A 15,578-nucleotide genomic window follows, 5' to 3' on the forward strand; every position below is an offset into this window, starting at 1 on the left:
ACTGATTATTGATAAAAAAATGTCGTAAATATATTATTAGATATATAATTTAAAAGATTAAGAGCAAGATTCAATGTAGAACTTAGGAGGTATAGCATATGAAGGAATTTGACACTATTGCGGCCGTAGCAACAGCGGTAGGAGAAGGAAGCGTATCTATAATAAGAGTATCAGGAGAAGAGGCTCTTAAAATAGCTAAAAAGATATTTAGAGGAGTACGTGGGAAAAGTATAGAGGATATTAAACCATATACTATGAGATATGGAAGTATAATTGATAATGAAACTGATGAAAAAATTGATGAAGTAATATTATCATATATGAAGGGACCAAAGTCTTTTACTGCAGAGGATACTATAGAAATAAATTGTCATGGTGGAGTTATAGCAACTAAAAGAGTTTTAGATGCTGTTATTAAAAATGGAGCTAGGCTTGCGGAGCCAGGAGAATTTACTAAAAGAGCATTTTTAAATGGTAGAATTGATTTATCACAGGCAGAAGCAGTTATGGATATAATTAATTCAAAAACAGAAGTTTCAATGAAAAGTGCATTAGTTCAAAGTGAAGGAAAATTATCAAAAGAAATAAATGAATTGAGAAATAAGTTATTAGAGATTATAGCACATATTGAGGCTACTGTTGATTATCCAGAAGATGATTTAGAGGAAGTTACTTCAGAAAAAACAGAAGTAGATGTTAAAGTAGTAATTGATGAAGTAAATAAACTAATAGAAAGTGCAGAGGCAGGAAAAATAATCAGAGATGGATTATCTACAGTTATAGTTGGAAAACCTAACGTAGGAAAATCTTCATTATTAAACGTATTAACTAGAGGAAATAGGGCTATAGTTACAGATATACCTGGAACTACAAGAGATATAATTGAAGAATATATTTCACTTGATGGAATTCCTATAAGAATTATAGATACTGCCGGTATAAGAGAAACTGAAGATGTGGTAGAAAAAATAGGAGTAGAGAGATCAAAAGAAAAGATTGAAGAGGCTGACTTAGTTATTTTAATGTTAGATGCTTCAAGAGAGATAGCAGAAGAAGATATAGAAATAATAAAATATATAAAAAATAAGAAATATATAGTATTATTAAATAAGCAAGATTTACCTAATGCTATTAATAAAAGTGATTTAGAAGAGTTAAATCAAGAATATATAATTCCGATATCAACAAAAGATGAATTAGGAATAGATGAGATTAAGAATGCTATAAAAGAATTATTCTTTAAAGGTAAGATAAACTCTTCAGAAGTAATGGTTACTAATATAAGACATAAAGAAGCACTATATAGAGCTAAAGAATGCTTAGAATCGACTTTATGTGCATTAAAAGATACAATGGCAATAGATTTAGCATCTATAGATATTAGAAATGCATGGAGTGCATTAGGTCAAATTAATGGAGAGACAGTAGAAGAAGATCTAATAGACAAGATATTTTCAGAATTTTGTTTAGGAAAATAGAATATATAAGAAATTAGGAGGAAAAGATGAAAACATACTTTGGAGGCAAATTTGATGTTGTTGTAATTGGAGCTGGTCATGCTGGTTGCGAAGCAGCTCTTGCCAGTGCAAGGTTAGGTATGAAGACATTAGTTGCAACAATGAGCTTAGAGTCTATAGCAATGATGCCTTGTAATCCTAACGTTGGAGGTACTGCAAAAGGGCATTTAGTAAGAGAAATAGATGCTTTAGGTGGAGAAATGGGTAAAAATATAGATAAGACATTTATCCAATCAAGGATGTTAAATACATCTAAAGGACCAGCTGTACACTCTTTAAGAGCACAGGCAGATAAGCACTTATATACTAGGGAAATGAAAAAGGTTTTAGAAAGTGAAGATAATATTTACTTAAAACAAGTTGAAGTAATTTCTATAGATGTAGAAGATGGTGAAGTTAAAGGTATTATAAGCAAAAATGGAGCATATTATGAGACACAAGCTGTTATTTTAGCTACTGGTACTTATTTAAAAGGTAGAATAATAATTGGTGAAACAAGTTACTATGGTGGTCCTAATGGTTTAGTACCAGCAATGGATTTATCACAATCATTATTAGATTTAGGAATAAAACTTAGAAGATTCAAAACTGGAACACCTGCAAGAGTAAAAAGAAGTTCTGTAGATTTTTCTAAGATGATAGAGCAATGTGGAGATGAAAGAATAGTTCCATTTTCATTTACTAATAGTAATTTAGAAAAAGAACAAATATCATGTTATTTAACTTATACTAATGAGAAAACTCATAATATAATTAAAGAAAACATAGATAGATCACCAATGTATAATGGTTCTATTGAAGGAATAGGACCAAGATATTGTCCTTCAATAGAAGATAAAATTATGAGATTCCCTGATAAGTTACAACATCAAATATTTGTAGAGCCAGAAGGTGAAGATACTGAAGAATTATATATTGGAGGCATGAGTTCTTCTATGCCAGAAGATGTACAAATAGCAATGTATAGAACAATTCCAGGGCTTGAGAATTGTGAATTTATGAGATCTGCGTATGCTATTGAATATGATTCAGTAGATCCAACAGAGCTTAAATTATCATTAGAGTTTAAAAAGGTAAATGGACTTTTTGGTGCGGGACAATTTAATGGAACATCAGGATATGAAGAAGCAGCATCACAAGGGTTAATAGCAGGAATAAATGCAGCTAGAAAAATTAAGAATGAAGAACCATTTATATTAAAGAGAAGTGATGCATATATTGGTGTATTAATAGATGATTTGGTTACTAAAGGAACAAATGAACCATATAGAATGATGACTTCAAGAGCTGAATACAGACTTTTATTAAGACAAGATAATGCAGATTTAAGATTAACTGAGATGGGAAGAGAAATAGGCTTAGTTGATGATGAGAGATATAATATCTTCTTAGAGAGAAAAAGTAAGCTAGAAAATGAGTTAGAAAGAATAAAAAATCTTCAAATAACAAATAAAAAAGAAGTAAATGAATTTTTGGAAACATTAGAATCTGTACCTTTAAAGAAACCAATATCTTTATATGAACTTATTAAGAGACCAGAGTTAAATTATAGATTAGTAGCACCTCTAGATAGTGAAAGATGTCAGCTACCTATAGATATAATTGATCAAATAGATATAATTGCAAAATATGAAGGATATATTCAAAAGCAATTAGAACAAGTTGAGCAATTTAAGAAAATAGAAAATAGGTTGATAGATAAGGAACTGGATTATTCAGATGTTTATGGATTAAGAACAGAAGCAATACAGAAGTTAAATAAGTTTAAGCCTATGAATATAGGTCAAGCATCTAGAATATCAGGAGTATCACCAGCAGATATTTCTGTATTAATGATATATTTAGAGCAGAAGAAAAAACAAAACAAACAATAATATAATATTTTACAAAATAGTAAATTAATTCAAATAAGGAGGAGTTTATGGATTTTTATACCCTTATGAAAACTTCGGCAGATAAAGAAGGAATACCATTTTCAGAGAAAGAGTTTGAGAAATTTGTTATTTACAAAGATTTATTAAAAGAATGGAATGAGAAAATAAATCTTACAGCAATTACTGATGATGAAGGCATTTTTAAAAAGCATTTTATTGATTGTTTAAAAATATTTAGATTTCCTGAATTTAAGAATTTAAAGAAAGTTATAGATGTTGGTACGGGGGCGGGGTTTCCAGGGTTACCAATAAAGATACTATCTCCTGATACGGAAGTTGTACTTTTAGATTCATTAAATAAGAGAATTAATTTTTTAGATGAGGTAATTTCTAAATTAGATTTGCAAAAAATAAGTACTATCCACAGCAGGGCAGAAGATGGAGCAAGAAAACCAGAACTTAGAGAAAGTTTTGATGCTGTAGTTTCAAGAGCTGTTGCTAATATGGCAGTGTTAAGTGAATATACACTTCCATATGTTAAGGTAGGTGGATATCTTATAGCACTTAAAGGACCAGCTATTGAAACAGAAATAATGGAAGGCAAAAATGCAATAGCTACTCTTGGAGGAAAAATAGAAGATATAATAGAGGTTGAAGTTGAAGGAACTGATCTTAACCACAATTTAGTTGTAGTAAGAAAGATAAAAGAAACTTCAAAAGTATATCCAAGAAAGGCTGGAGTAATCAGTAAGAGGCCTATTAAATAATTAAGTTAAATATGATTTTTTTATGAGGATGGGATTTAATATGAAGGGAATAGAAGAAAGTAAGATACAATATGTTTCTCCATTTGAAGTATACCCAAATCTTTATCAACCAAGAAAAACTTTTAATGATGAAACAATAGAAGAATTATCAGAATCAATAAAAACTTATGGTATTATACAACCTTTATCAGTAAGAAAGATAAAGGAAAATTATTATGAATTAGTTGCAGGGGAAAGAAGATTAAGAGCTGCAAAAAAAGCTGGATTAGATAAGGTACCTGTAATATTAGTAGATATAAATGATAGGGAAAGTGCTGCAATTGCATTACTAGAAAATTTACAAAGAGAAGATTTAAATTTTTTAGAAGAGGCAGAAGCATATTACAACTTATTAAAAGAGCATAATTATACTCAAGAAACTTTAGCTCAAAGTATTGGTAAGAAACAATCTACAATAGCAAATAAGTTAAGAGTTCTTAAGTTAGATTGCAAAATAAGAAAAAGACTTATTGAAAATTCTCTTACAGAGAGACATGCAAGAGCTTTATTAAAATTACCTAATGCTGAAATGCAAACTAAAGTATTAGATAAAGTAATTGAGAATAAACTTAATGTTAAAGAAACTGAAGCTTTAATTGATAGAACCTTATTAAAATATATTCATGATGAAAAAGATATAGGGAAAGATGGAAAGAAAAGAATCAAAGGAGTATTTGGTTCGAAGATTTATATAAATACTATAAAACAAGTATTTGATAAGTATGGTATTAATGCAAAGTATAAATCTAAAGAAAGTGATGACTTTATAGAAGTAACAGTAAAGATACCTAAAAAGTAATGTTTCACGTGAAACGATGCTTTTTTTGAGAAGATTTAAGGAATAAAATTCCTTAAATCTTTTTTTTATAAAAAATTATTTAAGAATTTGTGAAATTATCTTTTATAACATATTAATGTAATTTATAATATCATTATAAGGGATTAGCATAGGGGGGATAAATGTGAAAACAATATGTGTCTTTAATCAAAAAGGTGGAGTTGGAAAGACTACTACTAATATAAATCTTGCTACCTATTTAGCCTTTGAAGGAAAAAAAGTATTAATAGTAGATATAGATCCACAAGGAAATTCTACGTCCGGATTAGGGATAGATAAATCTAATTTAGAATTTTCTACATATGATATTTTAACAAATGATACAAATATAGAAGATTGTATCATTAAAAGTGAATTGATAGAAAACTTATATGTGATTCCTTCTGAACAAGCTTTAGCAGGTGCAGAAGTTGAATTAACAGGAATAAATCATAGAGAAGATATATTAAAGAGAAAGTTAGAATTAGTAAGAGACAAATTTGACTTTGTTTTTATTGACTGTCCGCCATCATTAGGACTGCTTACTATAAATGCATTAGTTGCATCAGATTCAGTATTTATACCAATACAATGTGAGTATTATGCTTTAGAAGGTGTATCACAACTTATAAATACTATAAATTTAGTTAAAAAGAGTTTAAATCCTGACATAAAATATGAAGGAATACTTTTAACTATGTATGATACAAGAGCAAACTTATGTAATGAGGTTGCTAAAGAAGTTAAAAATCATTTTGGGGATTATGTATATAAAACAGTAATTCCTAGAAATGTTAGATTAGCAGAGTCACCAAGTTATGGACTACCTATTATGTTATATGATGCAAAATGTAAAGGTGCAGAAAGTTATGATATGTTGGCAAAAGAATTTTTAAGTAGACAGGAGGAATAATTGTGAGTAAGAAATTTGGATTGGGTAAAGGATTAGGTGCACTTATTCCTGATGAAGAAGTGGTAGCAGAAAAGAATTCAATAGATTTAATAGATATAAATAGGATTAAACCAAATAACAAACAACCAAGAAAAAATTTTGATGAAGAAAAGATATCCAATCTAGCTAAATCTATAAAAGATAATGGTATTATCCAACCTTTAGTACTAAAGGAAAGTGGTAATGATTATGAAATAATTGCAGGTGAAAGACGTTGGAGAGCTGCAAAGTTAGCAGGAATAAAATCTATTCCAGCTGTTATTATGGAATTGACTGATCAAAAGGTTTTAGAAGTTTCTTTAATTGAAAATATTCAAAGAGAAGACTTAAATCCTATAGAAGAGGCGTTGGCATTCAAAAGATTAATAAAAGAGTTTTCTATAACTCAAGAAGATGTTTCAAAAGTTATAGGTAGATCTAGAACTGCTATAACTAACACTATGAGATTATTAAACTTAGATAAACGTGTTCAACAGTATTTAATAGAAGGTGTAATATCTGAAGGTCATGGAAGAGCATTATTGTCATTATCAAAAAAAGATACACAATATGAAATGGCTATAAGAATTATAGATAATAAGTTAAGTGTAAGAGAAACAGAAAGATTAGTAAGAGATATTTTAAATCCAAAGGTAAAAGAACCAGTGTCAGAAGAAGAGAATATATACATAAAGGAATTACAAAGCAGAATTAGTGAACACTTTGGAACAAAGGTATCAATTAAAACTAAAAAAGATAATAAAGGAAAAATAGAAATAGAGTATTATTCACCAGAAGAGTTAGATAGAATTCTTGAATTATTAATGTAGCAAAGTTTCACGTGAAACAAAACTTGAGGAGGAAGTCATGGATAAAATAAATCAAATAGTAAATGATTATATTGGTATAATACTTATATCAATGATTGCAGTAATTGTAATATTATTTATATTTTTATTAGTATTAATTAATTCAAACAGGAAATTAAATAAGAGATATAAAAGTTTATTTAGATGTGAAGGAAAGTCATTAGAAGATATAATAGAAAAATATATGAATGCCGTTGAAGAAGTAAAAGAAAAGAATAATACTATGTTTCAAATGCATGAGGATATATTAAGTAAAGTTGATACATCAATCAGAAAAGTAGAGATGAAAAGATATAAGGCTTTTGATGATGTAGGATCAGATTTAAGTTTTTCAATTGTAATGTTAGATAATGATAATAATGGATTTGTATTAACAAGTATTTTTGGAAGAGAAGATAGTGTCATTTATGCTAAAGAAATAGAAAGTGGAATTTCTAGATATGAATTATCAACTGAAGAAAAAGAAGTTTTAGACAGTGCTATAGAAATGGAATAATTAAAAAAATCGTGATTACAAATAAAAATTTGTAATCACGATTTTTTTTGTTACTAATTATTAAATCATCAGATTATATACACCGAGAATAATTAATAGTAGACTTATAATAAAAAAGAATTTTAGTAAAATATTTTTTATATTAATAATTGATGTTGGAGTAATAATATATACATTTTTTATTTGTAATATATTTAAAAATATGAACCATATACTTATTCCACAAATTAGTCCTGTATAATAAATAATAATATAATTCATAGAAATATATTTACAGATATAATTATAAATTATACTACCAGCAAACCATATAAAAATAGTGAATTTATTTGTAGTGGTTCTAACTATACTAGATATAAATGCATTTAAATATTTTATATTAGATTTAGATGTTTCTTTATGAAAAAATTCCTTATTAGTAAAATAGTTAAAAATAAAAAAGTTAATTGCTATTCCTAATAATATAAAAATGTAATTTATTATATATTTATTTATATTAAAGAGAAAAGTAATTGTAGTATTAAAAAATAATAATAAAAATATATTAGATAACAAAGCACCTATTGAAAGATAAATATTCCTATTACTATATGGATATTTATTAGAGACAATATCTTCACTTATTAATATGTTAGTAGGAAGGGCAGAAATAAATCCTGTAACGCAACCGAGTATTAGTATTTTGATTAAGCTAACCATTAGAACTCTCCTTTTACATTAATTAAGATAATTATATCTTATTAATGCAAAGTAGTAAAAAGAGGAATTACATAAATGGTATATAAAAACTTTATAAGAGTTTTGAATAACGATGTAGAAAAATGATAAATTATTTATATATAAGTAGGAAAGGGTCTAAAAAATATGATAAGATATTTTATATAGATTATAGAAAAATTTTATATAATGTAGAAATAAACTTGAAAATTATTTTTATGTTATATAATCATAAAAATTAAATTTAACATAATAGATATTAGTTTATTGATATAGTTTTATTATATATGAATAGAATGGAGAATGAATATGAATTTTGTATTTAACTTAGGTGATATAGTTGAAATGAAAAAAGGGCATCCATGTGGGGCAAATGAATGGGAAATAATTAGATTGGGTGCAGATATTAAAATCAAATGCAAAAATTGTGGAAGGCTAGTTATGATATCAAGATCTGACTTTAATAAAAGAGTAAAAAAAGTAATATTTTCAAATGAAGATAACAATTAGTTCTTGCAATATGTAAATAAAAGTAGTAAAATAATAAATTGTAATCCTGCCATCTCGAAGATGGCCGCAAGTCCAGAGGAGGTGAAAAGAATGAATAAATACGAAACATTATTTATCCTAAACACATCTTTAGAAGAAGAAGCTAAAAAGGCTATAATCGAAAAATTTAAGGGTGTTATAGAAAATGGTGGTGGCGCTATTGAAAATGTTGATGAATGGGGTAACAGAAAGTTAGCTTACGAAATCGGTAAGTCAAACGAAGGTTACTATACTTTAATCAACTTTACTGCAGCTCCTGAACTACCTAAGGAATTAGATAGAGTATTCAGAATTACTGATGGAGTTATAAGACATATCATAGTTAGAAACGAAAAGTAATAACAAGGTGGTGCTAGCTAATGAATAAAGTTGTTTTAATAGGAAGACTAACTAAAGATCCTGAGTTGAGATTTACACCAGGAACTGGAATGGCAGTAGCTACCTTTACAGTTGCAGTTGATAGAAGAATGCCTAATAAAGATGGTGTACGTGAAGCTGACTTTATTCCAATAGTAGTTTGGGGTAAACAAGGTGAAAATGTTGCTAATTATATGAGCAAAGGAAGACTTATCGGCGTTAGTGGCAGAATTCAAACTAGAAACTATGAAGGCAAAGATGGAATCAGAAGATATGTTACTGAAGTTGTAGCTGATGAAGTACAATTCCTTGAAAGAGGAAATGGTGCTGAAGGTGGTTTCAATGGAGGAAACAGAGGTTCTAATAACGGAGAATCTTATAATTCATCAAATTTAGGTTCAGATCAAAGTTATGATAACGGATGGGCTGATCCAATAGATGATGATGATGAAATACCGTTCTAATATTTAGGTAAAGGAGGGAAAGACATGAGCGAAAAGAAAGAATACAAAAAGAACATGAGAGGCAGAAGAGCAAGAAAGAAAGTTTGCGCATTCTGTTCTGAAAAGAGCGAAGCTATTGATTACAAAGATATTAACAAATTAAGAAAGTTCGTTACTGAAAGGGGTAAGATTTTACCAAGAAGAATCAGTGGAACTTGCGCTAAGCACCAAAGAGAATTAACTGGTGCTGTTAAGAGATCAAGAAACATAGCTTTATTACCATTTACAACTGAGTAAAAAATGTAAGCCCATAGCTTTGCTATGGGCTATTTTAATATTATAAAAAATAATATATAGAAGATAATATATATGATAAGAACGCAGCTTTGAGTAGAGATAATATAATTTTTTATATAAGCTTAAGATTAAATAGTATATTGGTGATATAAAATTTCTTTATGAGAAGAAAGGATAAAAAATGGAGAGTAAGTTTAAATTTTTAAAAAAGGCGAATCATATATATTTGATAATAATCCTTATATTAAGTTTCAACTTATTTATGAAAGGAAGTCATGTTATTGCTATTCTTTCAGTTATAGTACTTGGAATTACTAATGTAATTAGCAGTATATTTATAAAGAAAAGAGAAACTCAGATAAATGAAGTTATAGAAGACTTTAATATGAATTTAGATACAGTATATAAGAATACATTATTAAATATGCCGTTACCTATGATGATAGTTAGTAATAAAGGTACTATTTTATGGGCAAATTCTAGTTGCTCTATAATAAATGAAAATAAGAAAATTTTATCTAGAAATATTAATACTGTTTTTAATGATATTAATACAACAAAACTATTAAAGTCAGATAAGGATTATTATAAAGATGTCGAGATAAATAATAGTTTTTATGATTTATATACATCTAAGATAAAACATAATGTAAATAAAGATGAAGATGTAAATCTGTTCTATTTAGTTAATTCAGAAAAGCGTCATGAAATTGAAAAAAAATATAAAGAAGAAAGATATGTAGTAATAATTTTAGAAGTCGATAATTTAGAAGAAGTATTAAGAGATATAGAAGAAGAAAGAAGACCTATTTTATTAGCAAATATAGAAAGAAAAATAATTGCATATGGTCAAAAAATGCATGGAATTACAAGAAAGTATACATCGAATAGATACATAATTATTGTAGAGAGAAAATATATAGAAGAAGAAATAGAAAATAAGTTTAATATCTTAGATGAAGTAAAAGAGATAAATGCTGGTGAAAGATTAGTAGTAACAATAAGTATGGGTGTAGGATTAAATGGTGAAAATCCTTTAGATAGTCAGGATAGTGCTATTTCAGCAATAGAATTGGCATTAGGACGTGGAGGAGACCAAGTAGTTGTAAAGAATAAAGATAAGTTTTTATTCTTCGGTGGAAAATCAAAAGAGGTAGAAAAGAGAACCAAGGTTAAGTCAAGAGTCATAGGTCATGCTATTAAAGATATTGTAAGATCTAGTGAAAATGTATTGATTTTGGGTCATAATAATCCTGATATAGATTGTATTGGATCTGCTATAGGTTTAAATAGTGTAATTACAGCAATGGGCAAACAATGTAATATTGTATTAGATTCCTTAAATGCTAGTATAGAAGACATAGTTACAAAATATATAGAAGAAGAGAATAAGGAGAATGTTTTTGTAACTGGAGAGGATGCCTTAGATTATATAGGTGATAATACATTATTTATAATAGTAGATACTAATAATAGAAAGTATGTTGCTAATAAAGAGCTTTTAAAAGGTAATTCTAATATGATTATAATAGATCACCATAGAAAATCGTTAGACAGTATAGAAGATGCTTCTTTATCTTATATAGAACCTTATGCATCGGCTACATCAGAATTAGTAACAGAAATAATACCATATATAAAAGAAGGGCATAAGTTATCATATATGGAAGCAGAAGCATTATTAGCAGGAATAACGGTTGATACGAAGAATTTTACATTTAAAACTGGTGTTAAAACATTTGAAGCTGCTGCTTATTTAAAGAGACTAGGAGCAGATACTGTAGAAATTAAAAAATTATTTTCATGTGATTTAGACCGAATGATAAAAAGATGTGATATTATTAAAAGTGCTAAGGTTAATAATGGTATTGCCATAGCTAGATGTCCTAAAGAAGTAGAAGATAAATTATTAGCGGCGCAGGCAGCAGATGAATTATTAGATATAACAGGAATAGAGGCATCGTTTGTTTTAGTTAAGATAGGAAATAATGTCACTATTAGTGGTCGTTCATTAGGGCAGATTAATGTTCAACTTATATTAGAAGCTATGGGCGGCGGCGGGCATTTAACGATGGCTGGTGCTACTGTAAATGATAGGACATTAGATGAAGCTCAATTAATGTTAGAAGAAGCTATAAATAAATATTTAAGAGAAGGTGAAGAAAAATGAAAGTTATTTTATTAAAAGATGTAAAAGGTTTGGGTAAAAAAGGAGATGTAGTTAATGCTTCAGACGGACATGCAAGAAATTTCTTATTTCCAAGAAAACTTGCTAAGGAAGCAACAGAAAGTAATCTTCATGTTTTAAATAATCAAAAAGACAAAGCTATGAGAGAAAAACAAGCTGAGATAGAAGCAGCTCAAGGATTAGCTAGTAAGCTTAGAGGAAAAGAAATTAAAATTGTTACTAAGGCAGGAGAAGGTGGAAGATTATTTGGTGCTATAACATCAAAAGATATTGCCGAGGAAATAGAGAAGAATTTTGATATAAAAGTAGATAAGAAAAAGGTAGTTGCAGATACAATAAAACACCTTGGAAGTTATGATATAGAAGTAAAATTATATGCAGAGATTTCTACTAAGATGAAGGTAGTTGTGTGTGAGGAGTAGGAGGTAAAAGTGCAGAACTTAAATAAATTTTCTATTACACTAGATAGTCAAGTAAATATATTATTAGATACTTGTAAAAAAGTTTTAGATGGTGGAGTATTTAAAGGAAGAATAGTAAAACATAAGTTGCAGAAACATATAAGATCTAAGGATCCACTAGAAAAATTATATGCTATATTGATGATAATATCTGATGGAAGATATAGTAACGGTATACCAAGTGGTGAATCTGTATATGAAGCTTTAGATCAAGTAAATGTGTATATGGCTGAAGAAGTTGCTAGGAAATATGTTCAAAATCAAGTTGAGGTCGAAGTTGAAAATTTTCTAATGACTAAGCAAGACAAATACATGGATGATATAAGATTAAATATAATAAAGAAGAAAAAGGGACCTGAAAATACAGGTACTCTAAAAAAATATGAAAATCTTGAAAAGTTAAGCTCAAGAGAACTAACAGAAAACTTAATGGTACACTTAAGACCGCATAGTTTTAGTGAAATAATAGGTCAAGAGAGAGCTATAAAATCGTTAATTTCAAAAATTGCTTCACCATATCCTCAACATATTATACTTTATGGACCTCCAGGGGTAGGAAAAACTTCTGCTGCGAGACTTGCATTAGAAGAAGCAAAAAAATTAGAATATACACCTTATGATGAGGATTCTAAGTTTGTAGAAGTTGATGGAACAACTTTAAGATGGGATCCAAGAGAAATAACTAATCCACTTTTAGGATCTGTTCATGATCCTATATATCAAGGTAGTAAAAGAGATTTGGCTGAGACAGGTATACCTGAACCAAAGCCAGGATTAGTAACAGAAGCTCATGGTGGAATACTTTTTATAGATGAAATTGGAGAATTAGATTCTACATTACAAAATAAACTATTAAAAGTTTTAGAAGATAAAAAAGTAGAATTTTCATCAGCTTATTATGATCCAGATGATGAAACAGTGCCTAAATATATAAAATATCTATTTGATAATGGTGCTCCAGCAGATTTTGTTTTAATAGGAGCAACTACAAGAGAACCAAAAGATATAAATCCAGCGTTAAGATCTAGATGTACAGAAGTATATTTTGAGCCACTTGGAGCAAAAGATATTGTAAATATTGTTGAAGGTGCTAGCAAAAAGTTAGGTGTAACTTTAGAAGATGGTGTAGCAGAAGAAATTTCAAAATATACTGTAGAGGGTAGAAAAGCTATTAATATACTTTCTGATGTATATTCTAGTGTAGTATATAAAAATAAAGGAATTAAAGACGATTTAGAAATAACATTAAAAGATATAGAAGAGGTAATATCTATAAATAGATTAACACCTTATGATCATGTAGATGACTTAAATGAAGGCGAAATAGGAAAAGTTTATGGTCTTGGAGTAGCTGGTTATATGGGTTCTACTATAGAAATAGAAGCTGTTACATTTAAGGCTACTGAAAGAGGAAAAGGAAAAGTAAGATTTAATGAAACTGCTGGATCAATGGCTAAGGATTCAGTATTTAATGCGACATCTGTTATAAGAAAAGTTTGTGGTGTGGATTTAAGTGATTATGATGTTCATGTAAATGTTGTTGGTGGAGGAAATATTGATGGACCTTCAGCAGGAGCAGCAATAACATTAGCTATAATATCAGCACTAACAAAAAAAGAAATTAGAGGCGATGTAGCAATAACAGGTGAAATTTCGCTAAGAGGTAAGGTTAAGCCTGTTGGTGGAGTATTTGAAAAAATTTATGGTGCTAGACGTAGAGGAATAAAGAAAGTATTAATACCTAAAGATAATATTAAAGATGTTCCATATCAATTAAGTGATATAGAAGTAGTAGCAGTAGATACAATAGAAGATGTTATTAAAGAAGCATTAAAGCACTAGGGGTGATAAGATGGAAGAAACAGTTAGAGTTCTCCCACAAAATATAGATGCAGAGATGTCTGTATTAGGTGCTATGATGGATGATAAAGCAGTTATAGCAGAAGCAGGAGAAGAATTATCTGCAGAAGACTTCTATAAAGAAGCTCATAAAATAATTTTTTCAGCAATCATGGAATTATTTATGAAAGATATTCCTGTTGATGAAATAACTTTAATTGAAAATCTAAGATCAGCCGGTAAGTTAGAAGCAGTAGGAGGAATATCTTATATTGCTTCTCTTACAAGTATGTTAGCTACAACAATGAATGTAGATTCATATATAAAGATTGTAAAAGATAAAGCTGTACTTAGAAGACTTATTAGATCTGCTAATGAAATAATTGAAGAAAGTTATACAAAGCAGAATGAAGTAGATGAAGTTATGGATAGAGCTGAAAAGAAAATTTTTGATATATCCGAAAATAAAGTTAAAAGTGACTTTGAAAGAGTATCGTCAGTTTTATCTAGGAGTATTGAGCAATTAGAACAAGTTTTTAATAATAAGAGTGATGTTACTGGTGTAGAAACACCATTTATAGATCTAAACGCAAAAACATCAGGATTTCAAAAAGGAGATATGGTACTTATAGCAGCAAGACCATCTATGGGTAAGACAACTTTTGCATTAAACCTTGCTCAACATGCTGCTCTTAGATGTGGAAAAAGTGTAGTAATATTTTCTTTAGAAATGTCAAAAGAGCAGCTAGTTCAAAAACTTCTTTGTGCAGAAGCAAATATAAGTATGGTATCTTTTAGAAATGGTGATTTAAAAGATTCTGATTGGGATAATATAGTTAGATCAGCAGGACCTCTTGGTGCATCTAAGATTTTTATTGATGATACACCAGGGGTTACTGTTATGGAGATGAGATCTAAGTGTAGAAGAATTAAGTTAGAACATGGTATAGATATGATTCTAATAGATTACCTTCAACTTATGAGTGGTAGTGGAAGTGAAAGTAGACAACAAGAAGTATCTGAAATTTCACGTTCTATAAAAGCCTTAGCAAAGGAAATGGAATGTCCTGTTATAGCATTATCACAGTTATCTCGTGCTCCAGAACAAAGAGCAGATCATAGACCTATGTTATCGGATCTTAGAGAATCTGGATCTATAGAGCAGGATGCAGACGTTGTTATGTTCCTTTATAGAGATGAATATTATAACAAAGAATCAGATGAAAAAAATATAGCAGAATGTATAATTGCAAAACAGAGAAACGGTCCAACAGGGACAGTTAAGATGATGTTCCTTGGGGAATATTCTAAATTTACTAATGCAGATTTAAATAGAGAATTATAAAAAGTTATCCACAGGAGAAAATATAAAAATGACCTGTGGATAACTTTATAAAATTTTTTAAGCAATCAAATT

General features: G+C 28.8%; 15 protein-coding genes. All 15 read left to right on the forward strand.

Annotation, left to right across the window (positions count from 1 at the left end):
- Positions 1-98 precede the first annotated feature (98 nt).
- Positions 99-1,478, forward strand: coding sequence for a tRNA uridine-5-carboxymethylaminomethyl(34) synthesis GTPase MnmE (gene mnmE, locus KQI30_RS05095; RefSeq protein ID WP_216462156.1), 1,380 nt, complete (start codon positions 99-101; stop codon positions 1,476-1,478).
- Positions 1,479-1,504: 26 nt separating this feature from the next.
- Positions 1,505-3,391 carry a tRNA uridine-5-carboxymethylaminomethyl(34) synthesis enzyme MnmG gene (gene mnmG, locus KQI30_RS05100; protein WP_216462157.1) on the forward strand — a complete coding sequence of 629 codons (1,887 nt, stop codon included), beginning with the start codon at positions 1,505-1,507 and terminating at the stop codon, positions 3,389-3,391.
- A gap of 47 nt (positions 3,392-3,438) precedes the next feature.
- Entirely contained in the window at positions 3,439-4,158 is a 720-nt protein-coding gene (gene rsmG, locus KQI30_RS05105) for a 16S rRNA (guanine(527)-N(7))-methyltransferase RsmG (RefSeq protein WP_216462158.1), read from the forward strand.
- Positions 4,159-4,198: 40 nt separating this feature from the next.
- The gene (gene noc, locus KQI30_RS05110) at positions 4,199-4,996 is read left to right on the forward strand and encodes a nucleoid occlusion protein (protein ID WP_216462159.1); all 798 of its coding nucleotides are present in this window, start codon (positions 4,199-4,201) and stop codon (positions 4,994-4,996) included.
- Positions 4,997-5,159: 163 nt separating this feature from the next.
- Complete coding sequence (locus KQI30_RS05115) at positions 5,160-5,927, forward strand: ParA family protein (RefSeq protein ID WP_216462161.1); 768 nt, start codon at positions 5,160-5,162, stop codon at positions 5,925-5,927.
- 2 nt (positions 5,928-5,929) lie between these two features.
- Positions 5,930-6,775 carry a ParB/RepB/Spo0J family partition protein gene (locus KQI30_RS05120; RefSeq protein ID WP_216462163.1) on the forward strand — a complete coding sequence of 282 codons (846 nt, stop codon included), beginning with the start codon at positions 5,930-5,932 and terminating at the stop codon, positions 6,773-6,775.
- Positions 6,776-6,812: 37 nt separating this feature from the next.
- Positions 6,813-7,310: a DUF4446 family protein gene (locus KQI30_RS05125; protein ID WP_216462165.1), complete on the forward strand. Its 498-nt coding sequence runs from the start codon at positions 6,813-6,815 to the stop codon at positions 7,308-7,310.
- A 1,026-nt stretch (positions 7,311-8,336) separates the two neighbouring features.
- A complete protein-coding gene (locus tag KQI30_RS05130) occupies positions 8,337-8,537 on the forward strand; it encodes a DUF951 domain-containing protein (RefSeq protein WP_216462167.1) in 201 nt (66 codons plus the stop codon).
- A 90-nt stretch (positions 8,538-8,627) separates the two neighbouring features.
- On the forward strand, positions 8,628-8,915 hold the full coding sequence (rpsF, locus tag KQI30_RS05135) for a 30S ribosomal protein S6 (protein ID WP_216462169.1): 288 nt from the start codon (positions 8,628-8,630) through the stop codon (positions 8,913-8,915).
- A 20-nt stretch (positions 8,916-8,935) separates the two neighbouring features.
- Positions 8,936-9,397, forward strand: coding sequence for a single-stranded DNA-binding protein (locus KQI30_RS05140; RefSeq protein ID WP_216462171.1), 462 nt, complete (start codon positions 8,936-8,938; stop codon positions 9,395-9,397).
- Between the two features lie 24 nt (positions 9,398-9,421).
- The gene (gene rpsR, locus KQI30_RS05145) at positions 9,422-9,673 is read left to right on the forward strand and encodes a 30S ribosomal protein S18 (protein WP_044039583.1); all 252 of its coding nucleotides are present in this window, start codon (positions 9,422-9,424) and stop codon (positions 9,671-9,673) included.
- Positions 9,674-9,854: 181 nt separating this feature from the next.
- Positions 9,855-11,843, forward strand: coding sequence for a DHH family phosphoesterase (locus tag KQI30_RS05150; protein ID WP_216462173.1), 1,989 nt, complete (start codon positions 9,855-9,857; stop codon positions 11,841-11,843).
- The gene (rplI, locus tag KQI30_RS05155; protein ID WP_216462175.1) at positions 11,840-12,283 is read left to right on the forward strand and encodes a 50S ribosomal protein L9; all 444 of its coding nucleotides are present in this window, start codon (positions 11,840-11,842) and stop codon (positions 12,281-12,283) included. Before KQI30_RS05150 ends, rplI begins: the two co-directional genes overlap by 4 nt.
- A 9-nt stretch (positions 12,284-12,292) precedes the next feature.
- Positions 12,293-14,164, forward strand: coding sequence for a Lon family ATP-dependent protease (gene lonC, locus KQI30_RS05160; protein ID WP_216462176.1), 1,872 nt, complete (start codon positions 12,293-12,295; stop codon positions 14,162-14,164).
- A 10-nt stretch (positions 14,165-14,174) separates the two neighbouring features.
- Positions 14,175-15,506 carry a replicative DNA helicase gene (locus KQI30_RS05165; protein WP_216462177.1) on the forward strand — a complete coding sequence of 444 codons (1,332 nt, stop codon included), beginning with the start codon at positions 14,175-14,177 and terminating at the stop codon, positions 15,504-15,506.
- Positions 15,507-15,578: the final 72 nt, after the last annotated feature.

The sequence above is a fragment of the Clostridium bornimense genome, from assembly GCF_018917145.1.
Classification (GTDB): domain Bacteria; phylum Bacillota; class Clostridia; order Clostridiales; family Clostridiaceae; genus Clostridium_AN; species Clostridium_AN bornimense_A.